The following is a 20,756-nucleotide window of genomic DNA, read 5'->3' on the forward strand; positions in this document are numbered from 1 at the left end:
ATCGCCCCGGGCAGGCCAGCCGGAAAGCTAGCCCGCGGCCGGCTTCGAAGCGATTCCGGGTGCCAGGAAGCGTTTGCCGTTAACACGCTCGGAAGCGCCCACCCGGTCCAGATACGGTGTGATCCCGCCCAGGAACATCGGCCAGCCGGCACCGAGGATCACGCAGAGGTCGATGTCTTCCGGCCCGGCCACTACCCCTTCAGCCAACATGAGCCCGATTTCCTCGGCGAGGGCGTCCTGGGTTCGGCGCAGCACTTCCTCGGCCGTTGACGGTGTGGTGCCGAAGGACATGAGTGCCAGCGTCTCTGCCGGGATGACAGGCGTTCCATCAGGACCAGGTGCCCAGAGCGACTTCACACCGTTGTCAATCAGCTTCTGCAGGTTCTGGGACACCGCGAAACGCTCGCCGAAGGCAGTGTGCAGCGATTCCTGGACGTGCTGGGCGACCGGAAGGCCCACCATCGCGCTGAGGGTGAACGGACTCATTGGCAGGCCTATCGGGCGCAGCGCCGCGTCGGCGACTTCCGCCGGTGTCCCTTCGTCGAACGCGGCAATGACTTCGCCCATGAGCCGCAGCAAGATCCGGTTGACGACGAAAGCGGCTGCGTCCTTGACCAGCACGGCTGTCTTCTTCAAGCCCTTGGCGAGCTCGAAAGCGGTAGCCAGCACGGCGTCGTCGGTCTTTGGAGCGCGCACGATCTCCAGGAGCGGCATGACCGCAACGGGGTTGAAGAAGTGGAAACCGACCAGGCGCTCCGGGTACTGCAGATCTTCGGCCATCGCGGTCACGGACAGCGAGGACGTGTTGGTCGCGAGGATGCACTCGGGGGAGACGATGGCCTCCACCTCGGCGAACACCTGCTTTTTGACGTTGAGTTCCTCGAAGACTGCTTCAATGACGAAATCGGCGTCGGCGAATGCCTCCTTGGAGACGGAACCGCTGACGAGGGCCTTGGTCCGGTTGGCGGCGTCGGAGCTGATCCGTTTCTTTCCAAGCAGCTTGTCCACTTCCGCATGAACGTAGGCAACTCCCTTGTCCACGCGCTCCTGGTCGATGTCCGTCAAGACAACAGGCACCTTGAGCTGGCGTGCGAAGAGCAAGGCGAGCTGGCTCGCCATCAGGCCGGCACCCACGACGCCGATCTTCGTCACCGGACGTGCGAGCTTGCGGTCCGGCGCACCTGCGGGCCGTTTCGACCGTTTCTGTACGAGGTCCAGGAAGGCGTAGACGGTGGAGCGGAACTCTTCCGTCTGCATCAAGTCTGCGAGCGTCTCGCATTCCAGGGCCGCGGATTCGACTTTGCTCATGGGCCGGTTGACCTCGAGGATATCCAGTACCTTGGCCGGAGCCGGTGAAGCGTTCGACGTCTTGGCTTCCACGAACGCCCGGCCTGCTGCCACCGCGCCCGTCCAGCGTTCGGCAACGGCAGGATCCGCCGGATCCACGGAGTTGCTCCGCTCCGGGATCGTCTCGCCGGCAATCACTTTCGCGGCCCAAGCAATGGACTGCTCCACGAAATCTGCTGGTTCGAAGATCGCGTCGGCAATGCCGAGCTGGAGGGCCTGTGGGCCGGTGAGCGTGCGGTTGTTGCTCAGCGGGTTCTCGATCATGACCTTGACGGCGTTTTCCGGGCCGATGAGGCGGGGAAGGATGTAGACGCCGCCCCATCCCGGGACAAGTCCGATGAACGCTTCAGGCAACCCGAGGGCGCCCGCGCCGGTGGAGACCGTGCGATAAGTGGACTGGAGGGCGATTTCGAGACCACCACCGAGGGCGAGGCCATTGATGAAGGCAAAGCTGGGGACTCCCAGATCCGCGAGCGTCGCGTAGACGTCATGGCCCAGCTGTGCCATCCACAGGCCGTGATCCCGCTCTTCGAGCCGTTTGACCGCGGAAAGATCCGCTCCCGCCACGAGGAAGTATGGCTTGCCCGTGACGCCGACGCCGACGATCTCGCCGCGCATGGCGCGCTCCTTGAGGCCTTCAAGCACCGTGCCGAGCTCCACGAGGGTATTGGGTCCAAGGGTGGTGGGCTTGGTATGGTCAAGCCCGTTGTCCAGGGTGATCAGGGCGAACGTTCCGGCGTCGCCGGGGAGTTCGATGTCTTGGACGTAGGAGTGGGTCACTGTCTCGTCCGGGAAAAGTCCGGCCAGTTTCTGGAATTCGGCGGCGCTCATGCTGCGGCTCCCTCGGTGGCTGTGTTGGCGGAGGTTTCTGTTGCGCTGTTGTAGTTAACGTGGTGCGGGTTCTCCCAAATCACCGTGGCGCCCATGCCCAAGCCGATGCACATCGTGGTGAGCCCAAAGCGGACTGACGGGTCTTCTTCGAACTGGCGCGCCAACTGGTTCATGAGCCGCACGCCGGAAGATGCGAGGGGGTGCCCGACGGCGATCGCCCCGCCGTAGCGGTTGACGCGGGGATCGTCGTCGGCGATCCCGAAGTAGTCCAGGAAGCTCAAGACCTGCACAGCGAAGGCTTCGTTGATCTCGAACAGGCCGATGTCGTCGATGCCGAGTCCGGCGTTCTTGAGGGCCTTCTCGGTGGCCGGAACCGGCCCGATACCCATGACTTCGGGTTCGACTCCGGCGAAGGCATAGGAGACCAAACGCATCTTCACGGAAAGACCTAGTTCTTCGGCAGCCTCGGCGGAGGCCAGGAGCGCCGCCGTCGCGCCGTCGTTCAAACCGGCGGCATTGCCCGCGGTGACGCGGCCGTGGGCCCGGAAAGGCGTGCGAAGCTCTGCGAGGTCATCCACGGTGGTTCCGGGGCGTGGTGGCTCGTCGGCAGTGTTGACTGTCCAGCCTTGTCCTGGCTTCATCGTGGCGACAGGGACCAGGTCCGGCTGGATCTGGTCCTTACCGTAGGCCGCCGCAAGTTTTGCCTGCGAAGCCGCCGCATAAGTGTCCGTGCGCTCTTTGGTGATCGCCGGGAAGCGATCGTGGAGGGTCTCGGCCGTGTTTCCCATGTTCAGCGCGGCTGGATCCACGATCCGCTCGGACATGAACCGTGGGTTCGGATCCGCACCGGACCCCATGGGGTGATTGCCCATGTGCTCTACGCCGCCGGCAATCACGACGTCATACGCGCCGAAACCGATGCCGCTCGCCGTCGTCGTGACCGCGGTCATTGCCCCGGCACACATGCGGTCGATCGCAAAACCGGGCACACTGCGGGGGAGGCCGGCCAAGAGGGCGGCGGTCCGCCCGATGGTCAGGCCTTGGTCGCCGGTCTGCGTCGTGGCGGCGATGGCGACTTCGTCAACGCGTTCGGCGGGGAGAGCCGGATTGCGGCGCATCAGTTCGCGAATGCACTTGACCACGAGGTCGTCGGCGCGGGTGCCTGCATAGATGCCCTTTTCGCCCGCTTTCCCGAACGGCGTCCGGACACCGTCCACGAAGACGACGTCGCGGACTGCCCGCGGCTTGGCGCTGTTCCCGGTATGGCTCATGTGTGGCTCCTCGTTGAGACATGGATGCCGGACAGTCCTCATAGGGGAAGCCGGTGTCATTCACAGCTATGTTACTCGTGGGTAACTTAGCGCGCAAGGCGATCCATTTCGGACGCTCACTCACATATATCGTCTTCCCGCGGGATCCTCGCTCACATCTATCGCGGAATGCACCTGGAAAAAAGCCCACATGTGAGCGGGCGTCATGCCGGAGGGTCCGATATGTGAGCGTGCGTCACAGGGGGACGGCAAAGGCCTGCCTCTGGACCATTCGGTCCGGCGGCAGGCCTTCCGCGCTCTCTGCGGGCCAATTGATCAGGAACGTGCACTGTCCTTCTCGTCCCGGTTGTTGCCTTGGCTTTCGTCCTGGGATTTCGGAGCGGGGTTCCGAGGCTCTTTGGGTTCCTTCGGCGGCAGCGGCTGTGGATTCAGTGACGCCTCGGTGAGGATCGGCGCCGTGATGGCGATTTGCCATTCCCGGGCGCCGAGGGCGCGCAGCTCTTCCGACACGGACTCGACCGTGATGTCCGACGGCGGCCGCCACAGCACGCGCCGCATGTAATCCGGCGTGAGCAGGTTCTCCACGGGAAGTTTGAGCTCGTCGGCCGCCGCCTGGAGCCGTGGACGGGCAGTGCCCAGGCGCGCTGCGGCCTCGGGATCCCGGTCCGTCCAGACGCGCGGTGGCGGGGGAGCATTGGTTGGAAGATGCAGCGGAGGAAGGTCCTCGGTGTTCTTTACAGCGGCGATGCAGCGCAGCCAGCGCGGTGCTTCCCGCTGTGCGGCCCGACCGTGGAAGCCCTTGGTGGCCAGGAGCTGCGGAACGGTGGTGGGCATGGCCTTTGCCGCGGCGACCAAGGCTGAATCGGGAATCAGGCGGCTCGGAGCAACGTCACGCTTGCGTGCCAACTGGTCCCGTTCATGCCACAGCTCGCGTACGGCTGCCAATTGGCGGCGATCACGGATCTGGTGCAGGCCGGAGGTCTTGCGCCACGGATCGACCCGGGGGGCCGGGAGCCCGGCGGCGAGGATGCCGGCGAATTCCTGCTCGGCAAATTCGAGCTTCCCATCTGCTTCCAGGAGTTCGATGAGTTCTTCGCGTAGCTCGGCGAGGACCTCGACGTCGAGGGCCGCATACCGCAGCCACGGTTCGGGAAGGGGGCGGGTGGACCAGTCGGCCGCTGAGTGTTCTTTAGCGAGGCCAAAGCCCAGGAGTTGCTCGATGACGGCTGCGAGGCCGACCCGGGGCAGCCCTGCAAGCCGTGCGGCGAGCTCGGTGTCGAAGAGCTTGTCCGGCCACATGCCTAGTTCGGCCAGGCACGGAAGATCCTGCGTCGCGGCATGCAGGATCCACTCGACGCCGCTCAGCGCTTCGTTGACGATCTTCAGGTCGTCGAAGGGCTCCGGGTCGATCAGCCAGGTACCTGCGCCGTCACGCCGGATCTGTACCAGGAAGGCGCGTTGTCCGTAGCGGAAGCCGGAGGCGCGCTCTGCGTCGACCCCTGCGGGGCCGGTTCCTGCGGCGATGGCGGCGGCGCACCGCTCCAAGCCGGACATGGTGTCGATGACAAGGGGTACGCCCTCGCGTGGGGCATCCAGATCGATGATTTCGGGTATCCGGCCCTCAAAGCCGTCTACCGTGATGTGTGGGGTGGGATCAGCAGCCGGAGCGCCGGCTGTGGTGGGTTCCAGATTTTCAGGGGTCATGGTGCCTTCAGTTTACCGACTCTGTTCGGGGCCGGTCCGGCCGGGATTCCAGCGAGCTTCCAGCTCTTTCATGTAAGCCGCCGATGTGGCAGCGGCGTGACGCCGGGAGGCAGGGGAGGGAGGCCTGCGAACGTGCAGACCATGTCGCACCACGCCTCCAAGTGCGCCTGGGCATCGGAAGACGCTGGTGTCCACGATGCGCGGAGTTCGATGTCGATGGTCTCCGGCCTTTCGGCCAAGGTGCCGAAGCTCTCGGACAGGATGCGTGTGGCCGTTCCCCCCGCCGCCCGGTACTGGGCGGAATGGCTTTCGAGAGCATCGACGAGCCAGGTCCAGGCCACGGAACCGAGCATGGCGTCGTTGCCCATGTCGGCTTCCAGCTGGGCCCTGATGTAGGTGACGATCCGGAATTCCCCGTCCCACACCGCCGAGCCGTCGGGATCATGGAGAAGGATGAACCTGCCTGTCGCGAGTTCATCGTCTTCGTCATCCGCCGTACCGGCGAAACCGGAGGCGCCGGGGGTGTTTTCTTTGGTAAATGCGATGGCCGCCGGGCCATGGACAGGAGTTCGGCCAGGACGCGTCGAGCGGCTGAAAACCTCCGCCCCCAAGGCCACGGCATAGGGGGCCAAGCGGGAGGGCGCCGGAATCTCCGCGAGCCGCAGCTCACTCCGGCACTGTGCTTTTCGTAGCGTTCCCAACGCATGCAAGAAATCCGCGGGAACCTGTGCGAGTGCGTTCACCTTCGCAGATTATGTGTCCGAGGCGGCGAAAGCTTGAAGCCACGCCGCCCCGTCCAGCGGCCTATGCCGAGGCCAGCTCACGCTTGATTGCGGCAACGAAGGAATCTATGTCCTCTTCCGTGGTGTCGAAAGAACACATCCAGCGCACTTCGCGGTTCGCTTCGTTCCAGTCATAGAACTTGAAAGACGGGCGAAGGCGGTCGGCGACGCCGGCCGGGAGCACCGCGAAGACCCCGTTGGACTCGGTGGCCTGCGTGGGTTCCACACCGTCGATGGAATCCACCGCGGCACGCAACCGCGCGGCCATGGCGTTAGCGTGTGCTGCCGAGCGAAGCCACAGCCCGGACTCCAGGAGCGCGATGAACTGGGCCGAAATGAAGCGCATCTTCGAGGCCAGCTGCATGTTCATCTTGCGAAGGAACTTCAGCCCATGTGCGGCCTCCGGGTTTAGCGCCACCACTACCTCGCCGAACAGCAGCCCGTTCTTAGTGCCGCCGAAGGACAAAATGTCCACACCGGCGTCGCGGGTGAACATCCGCAAAGGCACGCCAAGGTGGGCTGCAGCATTGGCGAGCCGGGCGCCGTCCATGTGCAATTTCATGCCCTTGGCATGGATGTGGTCGGCGATCGCCCGGATTTCTTCCGGCGTGTAGCACGTGCCAAGCTCCGTGGTCTGCGTGATGGACACGGCCAGCGGCTGCGCACGGTGCTCGTCGCCCCAGCCCCAAGCCTCACGGTCGATCAGCTCGGGAGTCAGCTTGCCATCCGGAGTAGGGACCTGGAGGAGCTTGATGCCGCCGATTCGCTCGGGCGCGCCGTTTTCGTCCATGTTGATGTGGGCAGTCGAGGCGCAGATGACGGCACCCCAGCGCGGCAGCAGTGACTGCAGCGACAACACATTGGCCCCAGTGCCGTTGAAGACCGGGAAACACTCGATGCCGGCGCCGAAGTGCTGCTCCATGACTTCCTGGAGCCGCTCCGTGTACTGGTCCTCGCCGTAGGAGACCTGGTGGCCGCCATTCGCTGCTGCGAGGGCCGCCAGGATTTCAGGGTGGACTCCGGAGTAGTTGTCCGAAGCGAATCCGCGGACCGAGGGATCGTGGAGGCGTCCTGCGGCTTCGGTGTCCAGGCCGGCCGGGAATTCTTTTGTAATGCTCGTCACTTGTTCATTCACGCTTTCAGTCTATTTGGCCAGAAGGAGGCGCTGTCCGTTCAGTTCCGCTGCTGGCTTGTCGAAGAGCCCGACGGCCGCCGCCGCCAGTTCCTCGACGTCCGTGTATCCGGGGAATTTCCGCTCGGGATGTTCCCTCCGCATCGCCGCGTCCAGGAGTGACTTGACCACAAAGACGACGGCGGCGCTGTGCTGTTCCGTGGGTTCGTCCGTGTTGCCTGAGTTGCCTGCTTGATCGCGGCGGAACCCGTCGGCCACGGCCAGGGTCCAGGTCTCCGCGGCAGCCTTGGCCGCCGCGTAGGTGGCGGCTCCCGCAGTGGGCGCGGCGACCGCCGTCGAACTCACCATGGCGAAGCGTCCCCTAGGGGAGGCCTCAAGATCCTTGTAGAAGACCCGCGAAACGTTCCTCAGCGTGGTGATGGCGCTTTGTTCAAGGGCATCCCAGTCCTCGTCGGGCTGGTCTTCGATTCCCTTGGCACCGCGCCATCCGCCCACGAGGTGGATGACGCCGTCGATCCGTTCTGCGCTTCCGCGGATTTTCGAGGCGAGCTCGCGCACCGACGCCAGTTTTGAAAGATCGCAGACGAGAGGGACAACGCGATCGCCCGCTTCGGCCGCCGCAGCCTTGATACGGGCGTCGTCCGAACCGACGGTAAATACCTGATGCCCGGCAGCCGCGAAAGCGCTGGCGACGGCAATGCCCGAGGAGTTGCTGCCGCCTGTGACGACGACGCTCAACGGATCGCCGGCCATCAGGCTGCGGTCAGTCCGGTAGTGCCGGTGATGCCCGTGGTTGACTCGATGATGGGACGCATTTTCTTCTCCAGTGCTTCGTAGAACATGGACAGGGGGAATTCATCGTCGAGGACCTGGTCGGTAAGGCCGCGGGGCGGCCCGTCGAGTGGCAATGCCTCTGGGCCCTTCGCCCAGACCGAGGCCGGGTGTGGAGTGACCGTACTGGAAATGAGCTTATATGCAGCGAGCCAATGGGCGGCCTTGGGGCGGTCGATGGAGCGCCAGTACAGTTCCTCGATCTGCGCGCCGAGCTCGACGACGACGGCGGCGGCTTCGTCCCAGTCGATGCTGAGCTTGCTGTCGGTCCAGTGCAGGACGTGGTGCTGGTGCATCCAGGCGAAGAGGAGCTGGCCGCCCAGGCCGTCGTAGTTGCGGACCCGGTTGCCCGTGATGGCGAAGCGGAAAATACGGTCGAAGATGACGGCGTACTGGACGAGCTTGGCGTGGCGTCGGGCGTCGGGCGAGGCTTCCTCATCCTTCTCGATCCGGACGGATTCACGGAAGGCCGTCAGATCGCAGCGGAGTTCTTCGAGCGAATAGAGGAAGAACGGCATGCGCTGCTTGATCATGAAGGGGTCGAAGGGGAGGTCCCCGCGCATGTGGGTGCGGTCATGGATCAGGTCCCACATGACGAAGGTCCGCTGCGTGAGCTCCTGGTCATCCAAAAGCTCGGCGGCATCTGCGGGCAGCTGCAGGGATGTTGTTGTTGCGGCTGCCTTGAGGACACGGCGGAAGCGTGCGGCCTCGCGGTCGGCAAAGATGGCACCCCACGTGAAGGCAGGCGTCTGGCGAACTGCGACGGTCTCGGGAAAGAGAACGGCCGAATTGGTGTCGTAGCCCGGGGTGAAGTCCAGGAAACGGATGGGCACGAAAAGCTTGTTTGAGTAGTCGCCGGCCTCCAGCGCGCCGATGAACTCAGGCCAGATCACCTCGATGAGGACAGCCTCCACGAGGCGGCTGGTGCTGCCGTTCTGGGTGTACATGGGGAACACGACCAGGTGCTGGAGCCCGTCCTCGCGGTGTTCCTGGGGCTGGAAAGCCAGAAGGGAGTCGAGGAAGTCCGGGACTCCGAAACCGGCATCGGCCCAACGGCCGAAATCCGTGACCAGGAGTTCAAGATATGCGGAGTCGTGGGGAAAGGCGGGAGCCAGGCTCTTGATGGCCTCCATGATGGTGGCCGTGTACTCCCGGGCTGCCCCATGGTGCATGGAATCCTGGATGGAGCCGTCCTGGCTCTGGAACGCCTGGAGGGCAGTGGCTGCGGCCTTCAGAGAGATCCAGTCCCGGTTGTCCGAGGTGATGCGCGGACGGGTGGTGGTAGCGGTGGTGGTCATCGTTGACGGTGCCTTTCCTCAAGAATCGTTGTTCTGAGGTGAGCGTAGCAAGCGGTCAGAGTCGCTAATTCAAAAGTGGCTTGAGCATAAGAAACTCTTGTGCAAGTGCTTCCGGCAGCCCCCGCAAGGTCCAGCCCGGGCAGGGCTGGCCGTGGGGACCGCCGGCTACTTGGGGTTGCCGATTGGAATTACTGCCCGGCCGGGGACTCGACGAGCTTGAGCGAAACGGAATTAATGCAGTACCGCTGGTCGGTCGGCGTACCGTAGCCCTCGCCCTCGAAAACATGGCCCAAGTGAGAATCGCAATTAGCGCAGCGGACTTCTACGCGATCCATGCCCAAGGTGCGGTCATGGATGTACCTGACGGTGCCCTCTGCGAGAGGTGCCCAGAAAGAGGGCCAACCGCAATGCGAATCGAATTTCTCATTGCTGGTGAAAAGCTCCGCGCCGCAGGCACGGCACTGGTAGACGCCCGCAGTATGTGTGTCCCAATATTCACCCGTATAGGGGCGTTCCGTCCCGGCCTCGCGAAGAACCCTGAACTCTTCCGGGGTAAGTTCTTCGCGCCACTCAGCGTCCGTCTTCTCCACGCATTGCCCGTCCTTGGGGACTTCTTGGAGGGGTACCCCGGCCAAGGGATCCGCGGCTTGGAAGTACTTCCTGTTATCTGCAGTGCTCATGCTCTCTCAACGCTCACGAGTCGCCGATAAATCCCGAGCCCGCGTATAGATGCAGCACGGGTAGTCCCAACTGGTCCTGGGCCTTGTTCGCCCAATCTGTATGGAAGGTATCGGCAATAGCGTGCGGGCGGGTGACCACCACTGCCTGTGCGGCGTTAAGGGCCTTGACCTTGGATACCAAGCCGGCAACTGCGCCGCCGTCCACGATTTCACCTGTGACCCCGCCACCTAGACCCTCCAAGGTAGCGAGGGAGGCCGACAAGGCTTCCGTGGCCTGCGCCCGCTCCGATTGGGGATCAGGTGCCTCTGCGACGAGGTCCCGGAAGGCCTTGGCCACTTCAAGCATCGAAAGGTTTTCGAGGAAGTCGACGAGCAAGTGCCGTTCGGTGTTCGCCGGCACCAGCACCACCAGGGGCGAGTCCCCGCCGTCGAGCAGTTTGGCAATATTGACGCGGTCGTCCGGGCCGAGAGGCTCTTCGGTAAGGATGACGATTGGATCACTCATGGCTACAGCGTAGACCTGAGGCGCTCCGGGTGGCATGGTTTGGCCCGGCAATTCTGTCCCGGCTGTGGAGCTGCCGTGGTTGTGCCTCCTAGACAGCACACAGACAGAACGGCTGTTCAAAGCACAGCCCCGCAACCGGGACAATGGTCACATGGCATCCAAGACCCTAGCTGAGCCGGCCGTCGAGAACGGTGCGAAAATGTCCACCCGCGCCAAATGGGCTGTCGCGGGGATCATCGCTGGAAGCGGCATTGCCGGCCTGCTCGGCGCCGGATCTTCGGCGCTCGCAGCCTATTTCGCTCGGCGCATCATCACCCCCTCGGTACGGGAGGCGGACCAGGAAGTACTGGCGGTGGTGCGCAGTGACAATGGACTTCAGGTCATCCTTGCAGCTACCCCGGACACCACCATCGATGGAGTGTTCAGCCTCTTTTTCGCCGAGGGGACCGGGTTTGCGCGGATCGGCCGGATCGTGTCCTATTCGCCCGCAGAGCGCACCGTGCAGCGCGAAGTAGAGGAGGTCTACAGCGGGGACCTGTCTACAGCCCGTCGCGGTTGGTGGAGCGGCGCCGTCTTTAACTCCCCTGCGGCACTTGGCTTGGACTCGAAAGACGTAAAGATCGATGTCGAGGGCGGCCAAGCCCCGGCGTGGCTGATCCCTTCCGGTGCGGGGAAGCCCGCAAAGGTGTGGGCCATCATGGTCCATGGCCGCGGTGCTACGCGCCTCGAAGGCCTGCGCGCAGTGCGCGCCGCGCGCGAACTCGGACTCGACAGCCTGCTGGTTTCCTACCGGAACGACGGCTTGGCACCCTCTGCCCCCGACGGGCGATACGGCCTGGGGTCTACGGAATGGCGCGACGTCGATGCCGCCATTGAGTACGCGCTCGCCCATGGCGCGCACGAGGTGGTCTTGTTCGGGTGGTCGATGGGCGGCGCGATCTGCCTGCAGACAGCTGACCTTTCCCACCACCGCCATGTCATCAGGGCCATGGTTCTGGACGCGCCGGTGATCAATTGGGTCAACGTCCTTGCACACCACGCCCAAATCAACAGGATTCCCTACGCTGTGGGCCGCTACGGGCAGCTGATGTTGGCGCACCCCCTCGGCCGACGCCTCACCGGCCTGGCCGCCCCCGTTGACTTGAAAGCGATGGACTGGGATTCACGTGCCGTCGAACTCCGGACTCCGACGCTGGTGATCCACAGTGTGGACGATGAGTACGTTCCCTACGGACCTTCAGCCAGTCTCGCCGAAAAGAATCCGGACATGGTCACGTTTGAAGCGTTCGAAGGAGCGCGACACACCAAAGAGTGGAACGTGGATCCGCAGAAGTGGGAGCGGCTGGTGCACGCGTGGTTAGCGCCGAGGCTCGCGCCGCGGAGCGGGCCGCCATCCGTTTGACCTGTAGTCCTAGGGCTCAGGCGCCTACGGGAGACTCTGAGCGTTTGTTAGTGGCTCCCGATCGGGGCAGTCCGGGCGTTCGTGATCCGGATCAGGTCCGCAGGATCCAGTTCAATGTCCAGGCCGCGCCGTCCACCGGAAACGAGGACAGTCCCGAAGGCCAACGCCGATTCGTCAAGCACAGTGGGCGATGACTGACGTTGGCCAAGGGGCGAAATCCCGCCCAACACATATCCGGTGCGCCGCTCGGCCGCTTGGGGATCGGCCATGGTGGCCTTCTTCGATCCAAGCACGGCGGCGATTGCCTTGAGGTCAAGGGTTCCACTGACCGGAACGATGCCCACTGCAAGCTTGCCCTCGACGTCCACCATCAAGGTTTTGAACACCCTGTCAGGATCGATTCCCAGGACCTCGGCCGCCTCAAGTCCGTAGCTGGCCGCCGACGGATCATGCAAGTACGGGTGGAGGGTGAAAGAAACGCCGGCCGCAGCCAGTACGGCTGTGGCCGGCGTTCCCTGTGAAGCCTGTTTCTTGGCCATTCTCGGAGGTATCCCGGATCAGGACAGCAGGCGGTCCGCTGCGGCGACCTTGCGCTTGATGCGCCCCAACATGGCGGTCATGCCACGCATGCGCAGCGGCGTGATGGCCCGGGTGAGGCCAAGCAGTTCCGGCATGTCATCCGGAACTGCCAGGATCTCCGCGGCCGTCAATCCGTCCAGTCCCTCGTGCAGGACACCCGCGAAACCACGCGTGGTTGGCGCTTCCGGTGGTGCCTTGAAGAACAAACGGTAAGCGACGCCGTCGGCGTTCTTTTCCTGTTCAATGGTCAGGAACAGCGGCGACTGGCACTCCACCACTTGCTCCAGGAGCTCCGGGTGGTCCAGCAGCCGTTCCGGCAGGGCCGGGAGTCCGCGGGAGAACTCAAGCAACAACTGAAGGCGGTCTGGCTCGGTCAGTGCCTGGAAGTCATCGACAATTTCCGCCAACGCGGCGGGCAAGGTATTGGTACTCATCGCTTCCAGCTTACGCAAGTCAGGGCCGGTCCGGCGCCCGTTACTTCAATATGGCCAGGCCAACATGGCAAGGCACGGAGATTCAGGGTTACTTTCCGGCAAGGACGGGGACCGTGCCCCGCTCCGCGCCCTTGACGATCGGGACGCGGACCGCATTGCCCCATTCGGTCCAGGAACCGTCGTAGTTGCGGACCGTTTCGAAGCCGAGCAGGTACTTCAACGCGAACCAGGTGTGGCTGGAACGCTCGCCGATGCGGCAGTACGCCACGACGTCGTCGCCCTCGGCGAGGCCGGCTTCGCCGAGGTAGAGAGCCTCAAGTTCCGTGCGGTTGCGGTATGTGCCGTCCTCGGCCGCAGCGCGTGCCCACGGGATGGAAGCGGCGGTGGGAATGTGGCCGCCGCGCAGGGCGCCTTCTTCGGGGTAGGCCGGCATGTGCGTGCGCTGGCCCGTGTATTCCTCGGGGGAGCGGACATCGATCAGTGGCTTTCCAAAATGAGCCAGGACGTCATCCTTGAATGCGCGGATCGGGGCATCGTTCCGTTCGATGACCGGGTACTCGCCCGGAACCGGCTGAGGGACGTCGGTGGTGATATCGCGGCCTTCGGCGATCCATTTGTCGCGTCCACCGTCCAGGAGCCGGACGTCTTCGTGGCCGAACAGCGTGAAGACCCAGAGGGCGTACGCGGCCCACCAGTTGGATTTGTCGCCGTAGATCACCACAGTGGTGTCGCGCGAGATGCCTTTTGCGGCCGCCAGGGTTGCGAAAGCCGCGCCATCGACGTAGTCCCGGGTGACTTCGTCGTTCAAGTCCGTGTGCCAGTCGATCTTGACTGCGCCCGGAATATGGCCGGTCTCGTACAGGAGGACGTCTTCGTCGGATTCGACAACCACCAGCTTGCCGTCGCCGAGCGCGCCGCCTTCAAGGGCTGCGGCAAGCCACTCGGTGGACACCAGACGCTCGGGGTGGGCGTACGCGGCGAACTTCTCATTCTGTTCAACGGGGTAGGACATTGGTATGGCCTTTCACTGACACTTTCACTGACACCGGGCGGCGCCGGGCATGAGGACGTGCCCGGCATTGATCCCACATTATCGAGGGCGGGGGACTAAAGCTCTTCCTCGTTCATATGGTGAAATATGGCCTTGATCACGTGTCCGTCGAGCCCATGATATTGCCGGTATTCTTGCTGGGGACTTACGACACAAAGAACGGACCGCCTTGGTACAGATCGAACAGCTCGCCGCGCGCACGCCGGCGGTCTCAGCGGATGAGATTCTCAAGGGTTTCTACCCTTCGCCACGGTTCGGCGAGGTGTCCTTCACCAGCTACCGGCCGGATCCCAACCAGCCGAGCCAGGCGGCGGCAGTCAAGGCCCTGGGGGCCTTCGGGGCAACGATCGGTGCCGGCGACGGAGACGGCCTGTTCAAGCGTCTTTTCAGCAAGAAGGTCAACAACAGGGCCGGCATCTACCTTGACGGTGGATTCGGCGTCGGCAAGACCCACCTGCTGGCGTCTCTCTGGCACTCGGCTCCGGGGCCGAAGGCTTTCGGAACGTTCGTCGAATACACCAACCTCGTGGGCGCCCTGTCCTTCCGTAAAACCGTTGAAGCCCTGAGCAGCTACAAGCTGGTCTGCATTGACGAGTTTGAGCTCGACGATCCGGGAGACACGGTGCTGATGTCCCGACTCATGCGGGAGTTGGCCGACGCCGGCGTCAAGCTCGCTGCGACGTCCAACACCCTTCCGGGCTCACTCGGGGACGGCCGCTTTGCCGCCGTCGACTTCCAGCGGGAGATCCAGGTCCTCGCCGACCAGTTCGATGTTGTCAGGATTGACGGCGAAGACTTCCGGCACCGCGGCTTGCCCGCCGCACCGGCACCGCTGAAGACCGAGGACCTCAAGCGCCAGATGCACTCTGAATTCGATGGCCAGACCGTGGCTGTCGACGACTTCCGCGGCTTGATCGACCACCTCGCCGGCGTCCACCCCAGCCGGTATCGCAAGCTGATCGCAGGAATCGATGCCGTTGTTTGGCGGGACGTGGAAACCATCACCGAGCAGGCTGTTGCCCTTCGCTTCGTGGTGCTGGCCGACCGTTTGTATGACAAGGACGTCCCGATTCTCGCGAGCGGTGTGCCGTTCGACAAGCTCTTCACAGAGGACATGATGACCGGCGGGTACATGAAGAAGTACTTCCGCGCTGTGTCCCGCTTGACTGCCTTGGCGCGTGAGGGCCAGAACCACGAACCCTCCTAAGCTGCCCCACGCTACTTTTGGGGCTTCCGGTCCTTGAGTACCCAACGCACCAGGATTCCGGCGGCCAGTGCCCAGAACGCTGCGCCGATCCCCGTGAAACTAAGGCCCGACGCAGCGATCAGGAACGTCACCGATGCTCCAATGCGCTCTTCTGCGACGGCAAGCGCCGAAGCGACGGCGGAGGCCATCGTGCCCAGGAGGGCCAAGCCCGCAACGGCTTCCAAAAGCCCAGGCGGTGCGGACGCCACGACGGCCACGAGGGCTGCGGAAAAGGCTGCAAGGACGAGGTAGGCAAGGCCCGACGTGAAGGCGGCGATCCAGCGCCGGCCCCGGTCTTCGCCCGCCTCTTCTCCAGCTGCCAGCGCTGCGCTCAGCGCGGCCAGGTTGATCGCGTGCCCGCCAAAAGGTGCCCCTAGCACCGTCCCTGCCCCGGTCACCAGCATCGATGGGCGCCACGGGACGGTGTAGTCGAAGGACTTCAGCACGGCCACCCCCGGAATGTTCTGGGATGCCATGGTGACAATGAACAACGGCAGGGCGATGCCGGCTGCCGCGCTGAGCGTGAAAGCGGGGGTTGTCCAGTGCAATTCGGGCAAGAGGCGGTTCGCGGGAATACTCACGCCGTTCAGCACGATGTAGAACCCCATGACGGCGAGGGCCACCACCAGCGCGACTGGGACAGACCAACGGGGTGCCAGCTTCATCATGATCAGCCAGCAGAGGATCACGGGAGCCACCAACAGGGGAGCGGTGCCCAGGGCTTTGAACGGGGCAAGGCAGAGGGACAGGAGGACCCCGGCGAGCATTGCTTGGGCGAGGGCCGTGGGAATCTTCGCGATGAGCCTGCCGAGGGGCGGAATCAATCCGGTCAGGGTGATTAGCGCACCGGCGATAAGGAAGGCGCCGACGGCGGACGGCCACCCGCCGTCGGGCGTTCCAGCCCCAGCGAGCAAGGCCGCGCCCGGCGTCGACCACGCTAGCGTGACAGGCAACCGTGATCGCCAGGACAGCCAGAGCACGCCGACCCCGAAGGTCAGGGTGAGGGCAAGGAGCCCGCTGGCGGCCTGCTCTTGTGTGGCCCCAACGGCCCTCAGGCCCGCGAGGACCACGGCGAAGGAGGAAGTGAAACCGACCAACGCGGTGACGATTCCGGCCACAAGAGGGCGGGAAAGCTGCCGGGAGGCGGAAATCGGGCGTGGCTGTCCGGTCTGGAGAGGTGACGCTGGCATAGTCACCCACGTTACCGGAGCCGGGGCGCGTCGGCCGAGGCGACAACGGTTAAACGCCTAGGGCACCGGCGGCGCCTCGCGGCGGGACCGGTGCCCCGTTGACGTAACTGTATTCGGGAGCTCTGGCCGGATGAACCGGCTACGGAGCCTCATTGGCGGAGGGAGCTATCCAGGCCGTAGCCCTTACAGCAAACCGTCGAGGTTGCCCACGAACTCGGAAGCGGCTCTCTGAACCGCATCTAGTCGTCGATAAAATCGGCGGTCTATTCGATGCCGTCCTTGATGGCTTCTTCATTGCCACCAACGAGGTCCTGAACTTTGCCCTTCAGATCGTCAAATAATCCCACGGGCACCTCCCTTCAATCACGGAGCCAGATCGCTCCTCCGTTCTCGATCCTAACCCGAGACCTTCGGGGTGCCAAGGTCTGGTTTGACGGGGATGTCCGTGACTCATCCCGGCGGTCAAATCTGCTGGTGCCGCGGACTGTCCGGGTTCATCAGGGAATGCTTGCGGCCGTAGCTGAAGTAGATCACCAGTCCGATGACCAGCCACACAACGAAGCGCAGCCAGGTCTCCCAATGCAACTGGATCATGAGGAAGGCCGAGGCGAGGACGCCGAAGGCCGGAACCAGGGGCATGAAGGGCAGCCTGAAGGTGCGCGGAGCGTTGGGCTTCTTGTAGCGGAAGACGATCACTGCCAAGCACACCACCACAAACGCGGCGAGGATGCCGATATTGGTCAGGTCTGCAACAGCCTTGATGGGGAAGACGCCTGCGAGCAAGGCCGAGGCGATGCCTGCGATCCACGTGACGCGCTGCGGAGTTCCGTGCTTGTCGGTACCGGCAAACCAGCCCGGGAGCAGGCCATCGCGGCTCATGGAGAACCAGACGCGGGTGACGCCCAGGAGGAAGGTTAGCATCACGGTCAGGATAGACAGGACTGCGAACACGGAGATGATAGTTGCGATGACGGGCAAGCCGACGCCCGTGAAGGCGGAGGCGAAACCCGCGGTGGGGTTGATGTCCTTGTAGTTCTGCATTCCGGTGAGCACCAGGGTCGCTGCAACGTAGAGGAGCATGGCAATGACAAGAGACAGAACAATGGCTTTCGGCATGTGCTTCTTGCCGTCCGTGGCTTCCTCGGCCGCAGTACTCATGGCGTCGTAACCGAACACTGCGAAGAAGACGGTGGCGGAGCCTGCCAGCACCGGACCGAAGCCGCTGGGCATGAACGGGTTGTAGTTGTTGGTGTTGATGTAGAAAATGCCCAGGCCGATGATGAACAGAATGAGCACCACTTTGATTGCCACGGCCACAAGTTCGAAGCGGCCAAACGCCTTGGTTCCGCGGCTCAGGATCCAGGTGACCAGCAGGCAGACCAGGATGGCGGGCAGGTTGATGACGCCGCCCTTGCCTTCGTCCACCGTCGAGGTCATCCAGGTGGGCATGTGGATGCCGACTCCGGACAGGAACGCATCAAAGTAGCCGGAGATTCCAATCGCGACCACGGCGACAATCGCGATGTACTCAAGCAGCAGGTCCCAGCCGATGAACCAGCCGATGACCTCGCCCAGGGCAACGTAGCCATAGGTATAGGCCGAACCGGCGCGGGGAATCATGCCGGCGAATTCTGCGTAGGAAAGGGCCGCGGCGGCCGAGGCAAGGCCTGCCACCAGGAATGAGATCAGCACCGCAGGGCCAACGCCGGGGGTGTCTTTGCTTCCGTGGGCGACCAGGCCAGCCAAAGAGAAGATGCCGACGCCGATGATGCCGCCAACGCCGATGGCCGTCAGTTGCCAGAGGCCCAGGCTTTTGAAGAGCCCGCTGTGCTTGCTTTCCTCCTCGATGTCGTCAATAGGTTTCTTCCTCATGATCGAACGGACGAGTGTTTGTTGATTCACCGTGTACTCCTGCCTGTTGGCGTGGACGAATTGGGTCTGAAGAAAAGTATGCGATCCGAATCACATTGGATAAAGTGATTTTTGCTGAGTGGTATTGATCAGTTCTGCCGATCTTTCCTTTGGGCGGCCCCCTGCTGCTGCTGTGGGCACAAAAAAAGCAGCTCCGCGGAGCTGCTTGGATGGTGGCGCTGTTTTGAAGCCTGGCGATTGCCGGAAGCCGGTGGGTTGGAGCGGACGACGAGATTCGAACTCGCGACATCCACCTTGGCAAGGTGGTGCTCTACCAGCTGAGCTACGTCCGCACATGATGATCGCACCGGTGATGGCCGGATATTCACCAACAAGCAAGTTGCCTTGCCTTGGTGGGCGATACTGGGATCGAACCAGTGACCTCTTCCGTGTCAGGGAAGCGCGCTACCGCTGCGCCAATCGCCCGGATCCGGCATGTGCCGGCCGGCCCGTTGCCGGGACCTTAAAATAGGAGAGCGGACGACGAGATTCGAACTCGCGACATCCACCTTGGCAAGGTGGTGCTCTACCAGCTGAGCTACGTCCGCACATGATGACCACCCCGGCCTGGGCCGAACGTTCATCAACAAGCAAGTTGCCTTGCCTTGGTGGGCGATACTGGGATCGAACCAGTGACCTCTTCCGTGTCAGGGAAGCGCGCTACCGCTGCGCCAATCGCCCAAATGCTATCCGGCCTGGACCGGAAACCAAGGTTTTCACCGAGGTGGGTACGGGATTCGAACCCGTGTATACGGCTTTGCAGGCCGCTGCCTCGCCTCTCGGCCAACCCACCGTGTAAGCACGATTCCTGGGGTTCCAAGAAGTCAATGCCGTGACAGTGTCCTGCGAGCGGACGACGAGATTCGAACTCGCGACATCCACCTTGGCAAGGTGGTGCTCTACCAGCTGAGCTACGTCCGCATAGTCTTATTCGCCGGCCTGCCCACACGTGGCATTCCGTCGCTTTCCGACGAGTAAAAACTCTATAGGAGGTTCCGGGAAACTCCAAATCGATCGGCCCGAATCGAAAGCAATGTCCTCAACTTCCTTGAATTGGCGCGGGTTTTACGAGTTACATGGCTGTGATTCATCGGCCGTTTCGCGCCTTTCGTGGGAGTTGTTGAACCGTGGAGGCGCTGGATTGTCTCTTCCGATGCGTCTTGGCGACGGGTGAGTTTCCGAGCGACTTTTCCTCCCGTTTTCCCGATTTTTGAATTCCGGCCGGGGTCGGTTAGTCTTCTTGTGCACGGGCGATTGGCGCAGTGGTAGCGCGCTTCGTTCACACCGAAGAGGTCACTGGTTCGAACCCAGTATCGCCCACCAAGGGAGGCCCTGCTCGAAACATGGTTCATGTTTCGAGCAGGGCCTCTTGTCGTTGCTCGTGAAATCCCTGATGCGCTCACGGATGAGGGGCTGCCCTGACCACCCGGTTCCTTCCGAGGGACTTGGCTTGGTAGAGGGCCGCGTCTGCGGCAGCGATCATCGCTGAGAGGTCGACGCCGTCGTACGAGCTAGCAGTAACGCCGTAGCTCGCCGTTGGAATGTGAATGCCCGCGAGGCGTTTGGTTTCCGCCAATGCGCGATTGATGTCGGCCGCGATGCCCTCAGCCCGTTCCTGGCTCGCTCCAGGCAGGAGAAGGATGAACTCTTCGCCACCGTATCGTCCAACTAAGTCGGTGGACCGTACCGATTCCGTGCAGGCAACCGCGAAGGCTTGGAGCGCGGCGTCGCCGGCAGCATGGCCGTACTCATCATTGATCGTTTTGAAGTGGTCCAAGTCAGCCAGGATCAAGGAAGCCACCAAACTTGTGGTTTGTAGGCGCTGCAGTTCCTTGGTGGCCAACTCCAGGAAGGTACCACGGTTGAGGAGCCCGGTCAGGTTGTCACGGGCAGCGCGTTCGCTTAGCCGGTTGATCAACTGGTCGTTGCTGAGGGCGGTCATGCTGAATGACACGGCAACCAGCAGTATCAGCGTGACCAAGCTGGCCATGGCCGGGCCAAAATACAAGCGGAAATTTGGGCCGGTCGGTCCTTCGACGACATATACGGACAGGCGGCAGAAATAGTAAGCCGCCAGGAATCCGGCGGCCAGGGCCATCGATTTGTGGACATGCGAGTAACTGGAATCCAGTAGCCACAGATCGCGGGAAGCCAACGCGATGCCAAGCGTCATGAAACCCAGATACACCAAGCCTCCGGACCACGTATTGTAACCAGGGCTTTCCAAGACAGAGGCGAGGGCCGTGATGCCACACGCCGCTGCAAATTGCCACTTTGGCGGCGGCAGCATCCTCAAGGATCGGGCACCGGTCCACACGCTGAACGCTCCACCTACCAGGAGGACGTTCCCCGACGGATTTGCCCAGACTTGATGCGGTGTCCCGTTGAGAAGGAAGGCTAGGTTCCCGGAGAGGAAGAAAAGGAGGGCGATGCACCACCATCCGTTGTAGGACGACCGCGTGCGCCGAAACGATGCGTAGAACAGAAGGAGCTGGGTAAGGGCGACCACGCCAAGGGCCACCCGCAGGGTTGTTATATCGAGGACCATTGTTCGCTCCCGTA

General features: G+C 63.1%; 17 protein-coding genes and 7 tRNA genes. 3 read left to right on the top strand and 21 right to left on the bottom strand.

The features are described from left to right. Nucleotides 1–27 precede the first annotated feature (27 nt). The 9 genes from HNP00_RS11505 to HNP00_RS11545 all read right to left on the bottom strand — a co-directional run bounded on the left by HNP00_RS11505 (nt 28) and on the right by HNP00_RS11545 (nt 10,381). Nucleotides 28–2,178 (bottom strand): 3-hydroxyacyl-CoA dehydrogenase NAD-binding domain-containing protein, encoded by a 2,151-nt coding sequence (locus HNP00_RS11505; RefSeq protein WP_184739125.1) that lies wholly within the window; start codon nt 2,176–2,178, stop codon nt 28–30. After that, a complete protein-coding gene (locus HNP00_RS11510) occupies nt 2,175–3,449 on the bottom strand; it encodes an acetyl-CoA C-acyltransferase (protein WP_184739127.1) in 1,275 nt (424 codons plus the stop codon). Before HNP00_RS11510 ends, HNP00_RS11505 begins: the two co-directional genes overlap by 4 nt. A 315-nt stretch (nt 3,450–3,764) precedes the next feature. Further along, nucleotides 3,765–5,153: an HRDC domain-containing protein gene (locus tag HNP00_RS11515; RefSeq protein ID WP_184739129.1), complete on the bottom strand. Its 1,389-nt coding sequence runs from the start codon at nt 5,151–5,153 to the stop codon at nt 3,765–3,767. Between the two features lie 68 nt (nt 5,154–5,221). After that, nucleotides 5,222–5,896, bottom strand: coding sequence for a DUF3000 domain-containing protein (locus HNP00_RS11520; protein WP_184739131.1), 675 nt, complete (start codon nt 5,894–5,896; stop codon nt 5,222–5,224). A gap of 61 nt (nt 5,897–5,957) precedes the next feature. Beyond that, nucleotides 5,958–7,070 carry a low specificity L-threonine aldolase gene (locus HNP00_RS11525; protein WP_311770564.1) on the bottom strand — a complete coding sequence of 371 codons (1,113 nt, stop codon included), beginning with the start codon at nt 7,068–7,070 and terminating at the stop codon, nt 5,958–5,960. A gap of 9 nt (nt 7,071–7,079) precedes the next feature. Continuing rightward, complete coding sequence (locus HNP00_RS11530) at nt 7,080–7,820, bottom strand: SDR family NAD(P)-dependent oxidoreductase (RefSeq protein ID WP_184739133.1); 741 nt, start codon at nt 7,818–7,820, stop codon at nt 7,080–7,082. Continuing rightward, nucleotides 7,820–9,196: a DUF6421 family protein gene (locus HNP00_RS11535; RefSeq protein ID WP_184739135.1), complete on the bottom strand. Its 1,377-nt coding sequence runs from the start codon at nt 9,194–9,196 to the stop codon at nt 7,820–7,822. Before HNP00_RS11535 ends, HNP00_RS11530 begins: the two co-directional genes overlap by 1 nt. 188 nt (nt 9,197–9,384) lie before the next feature. Further along, nucleotides 9,385–9,876, bottom strand: coding sequence for a peptide-methionine (R)-S-oxide reductase MsrB (msrB, locus tag HNP00_RS11540; protein ID WP_260404916.1), 492 nt, complete (start codon nt 9,874–9,876; stop codon nt 9,385–9,387). 13 nt (nt 9,877–9,889) lie between these two features. Continuing rightward, a complete protein-coding gene (locus HNP00_RS11545) occupies nt 9,890–10,381 on the bottom strand; it encodes a hypothetical protein (RefSeq protein ID WP_184739137.1) in 492 nt (163 codons plus the stop codon). A gap of 151 nt (nt 10,382–10,532) precedes the next feature. Between HNP00_RS11545 and HNP00_RS11550 the strand changes: the two genes are divergently transcribed. Next, nucleotides 10,533–11,783 carry a S9 family peptidase gene (locus HNP00_RS11550; protein WP_184739139.1) on the top strand — a complete coding sequence of 417 codons (1,251 nt, stop codon included), beginning with the start codon at nt 10,533–10,535 and terminating at the stop codon, nt 11,781–11,783. Nucleotides 11,784–11,830: 47 nt separating this feature from the next. Here the strand turns inward: HNP00_RS11550 and ybaK are convergent, their stop codons facing one another. From ybaK to HNP00_RS11565, 3 genes are all read right to left on the bottom strand, one after another. Further along, the gene (ybaK, locus tag HNP00_RS11555; protein WP_184739141.1) at nt 11,831–12,322 is read right to left on the bottom strand and encodes a Cys-tRNA(Pro) deacylase; all 492 of its coding nucleotides are present in this window, start codon (nt 12,320–12,322) and stop codon (nt 11,831–11,833) included. An 18-nt stretch (nt 12,323–12,340) separates the two neighbouring features. Then, nucleotides 12,341–12,796, bottom strand: coding sequence for a SufE family protein (locus tag HNP00_RS11560; protein WP_184739143.1), 456 nt, complete (start codon nt 12,794–12,796; stop codon nt 12,341–12,343). A gap of 88 nt (nt 12,797–12,884) precedes the next feature. After that, entirely contained in the window at nt 12,885–13,808 is a 924-nt protein-coding gene (locus HNP00_RS11565) for a sulfurtransferase (protein ID WP_184739145.1), read from the bottom strand. 208 nt (nt 13,809–14,016) lie between these two features. Here HNP00_RS11565 and zapE point away from each other — a divergent pair, with 208 nt between their 5' ends. Further along, nucleotides 14,017–15,054, top strand: coding sequence for a cell division protein ZapE (zapE, locus tag HNP00_RS11570; RefSeq protein ID WP_184739147.1), 1,038 nt, complete (start codon nt 14,017–14,019; stop codon nt 15,052–15,054). An 11-nt stretch (nt 15,055–15,065) separates the two neighbouring features. Here zapE and HNP00_RS11575 read toward each other — a convergent pair whose 3' ends face one another. The 8 genes from HNP00_RS11575 to HNP00_RS11610 all read right to left on the bottom strand — a co-directional run bounded on the left by HNP00_RS11575 (nt 15,066) and on the right by HNP00_RS11610 (nt 19,115). After that, on the bottom strand, nt 15,066–16,283 hold the full coding sequence (locus tag HNP00_RS11575; RefSeq protein ID WP_184739149.1) for a benzoate/H(+) symporter BenE family transporter: 1,218 nt from the start codon (nt 16,281–16,283) through the stop codon (nt 15,066–15,068). A 462-nt stretch (nt 16,284–16,745) separates the two neighbouring features. Continuing rightward, nucleotides 16,746–18,155, bottom strand: a complete 1,410-nt coding sequence (locus tag HNP00_RS11580; RefSeq protein WP_221451419.1) for an amino acid permease — start codon at nt 18,153–18,155, stop codon at nt 16,746–16,748. Between the two features lie 256 nt (nt 18,156–18,411). Further along, nucleotides 18,412–18,487: transfer RNA gene (locus HNP00_RS11585), tRNA-Gly, on the bottom strand. 58 nt (nt 18,488–18,545) lie between these two features. Beyond that, nucleotides 18,546–18,620: transfer RNA gene (locus HNP00_RS11590), tRNA-Val, on the bottom strand. A 49-nt stretch (nt 18,621–18,669) separates the two neighbouring features. Then, nucleotides 18,670–18,742: transfer RNA gene (locus HNP00_RS11595), tRNA-Gly, on the bottom strand. 58 nt (nt 18,743–18,800) lie between these two features. Then, nucleotides 18,801–18,875, bottom strand: a tRNA-Val gene (locus HNP00_RS11600). A 41-nt stretch (nt 18,876–18,916) separates the two neighbouring features. Beyond that, nucleotides 18,917–18,987 (bottom strand) — tRNA-Cys (locus HNP00_RS11605). Between the two features lie 55 nt (nt 18,988–19,042). Then, nucleotides 19,043–19,115: transfer RNA gene (locus HNP00_RS11610), tRNA-Gly, on the bottom strand. Nucleotides 19,116–19,442: 327 nt separating this feature from the next. On the opposite strand from HNP00_RS11610, the gene HNP00_RS11615 reads away from it, so the two are divergent. Continuing rightward, nucleotides 19,443–19,517: transfer RNA gene (locus tag HNP00_RS11615), tRNA-Val, on the top strand. A gap of 76 nt (nt 19,518–19,593) precedes the next feature. Here the strand turns inward: HNP00_RS11615 and HNP00_RS11620 are convergent. Next, nucleotides 19,594–20,742: a GGDEF domain-containing protein gene (locus HNP00_RS11620; RefSeq protein ID WP_184739153.1), complete on the bottom strand. Its 1,149-nt coding sequence runs from the start codon at nt 20,740–20,742 to the stop codon at nt 19,594–19,596. Between the last annotated feature and the right edge of the window lie 14 nt (nt 20,743–20,756).

Source organism: Arthrobacter sp. AZCC_0090, assembly GCF_014207375.1.
Lineage (GTDB): Bacteria > Actinomycetota > Actinomycetes > Actinomycetales > Micrococcaceae > Arthrobacter.

Excerpts from the sequence above, each read along its gene's own strand:
- HNP00_RS11505 (WP_184739125.1), bottom strand. The coding sequence starts at position 2,178 with ATGAGCGCCGCCGAATTCCAGAAACTGGCCGGACTTTTCCCGGACGAG.
- HNP00_RS11510 (WP_184739127.1), bottom strand. The coding sequence starts at position 3,449 with ATGAGCCATACCGGGAACAGCGCCAAGCCGCGGGCAGTCCGCGACGTC.
- HNP00_RS11515 (WP_184739129.1), bottom strand. The coding sequence starts at position 5,153 with ATGACCCCTGAAAATCTGGAACCCACCACAGCCGGCGCTCCGGCTGCT.
- HNP00_RS11530 (WP_184739133.1), bottom strand. The coding sequence starts at position 7,820 with ATGGCCGGCGATCCGTTGAGCGTCGTCGTCACAGGCGGCAGCAACTCC.
- HNP00_RS11535 (WP_184739135.1), bottom strand. The coding sequence starts at position 9,196 with ATGACCACCACCGCTACCACCACCCGTCCGCGCATCACCTCGGACAAC.
- msrB (WP_260404916.1), bottom strand. The coding sequence starts at position 9,876 with ATGAGCACTGCAGATAACAGGAAGTACTTCCAAGCCGCGGATCCCTTG.
- HNP00_RS11545 (WP_184739137.1), bottom strand. The coding sequence starts at position 10,381 with ATGAGTGATCCAATCGTCATCCTTACCGAAGAGCCTCTCGGCCCGGAC.
- HNP00_RS11550 (WP_184739139.1), top strand. The coding sequence starts at position 10,533 with ATGGCATCCAAGACCCTAGCTGAGCCGGCCGTCGAGAACGGTGCGAAA.
- ybaK (WP_184739141.1), bottom strand. The coding sequence starts at position 12,322 with ATGGCCAAGAAACAGGCTTCACAGGGAACGCCGGCCACAGCCGTACTG.
- HNP00_RS11560 (WP_184739143.1), bottom strand. The coding sequence starts at position 12,796 with ATGAGTACCAATACCTTGCCCGCCGCGTTGGCGGAAATTGTCGATGAC.
- HNP00_RS11565 (WP_184739145.1), bottom strand. The coding sequence starts at position 13,808 with ATGTCCTACCCCGTTGAACAGAATGAGAAGTTCGCCGCGTACGCCCAC.
- HNP00_RS11575 (WP_184739149.1), bottom strand. The coding sequence starts at position 16,283 with ATGCCAGCGTCACCTCTCCAGACCGGACAGCCACGCCCGATTTCCGCC.
- HNP00_RS11580 (WP_221451419.1), bottom strand. The coding sequence starts at position 18,155 with ATGAGGAAGAAACCTATTGACGACATCGAGGAGGAAAGCAAGCACAGC.
- HNP00_RS11620 (WP_184739153.1), bottom strand. The coding sequence starts at position 20,742 with ATGGTCCTCGATATAACAACCCTGCGGGTGGCCCTTGGCGTGGTCGCC.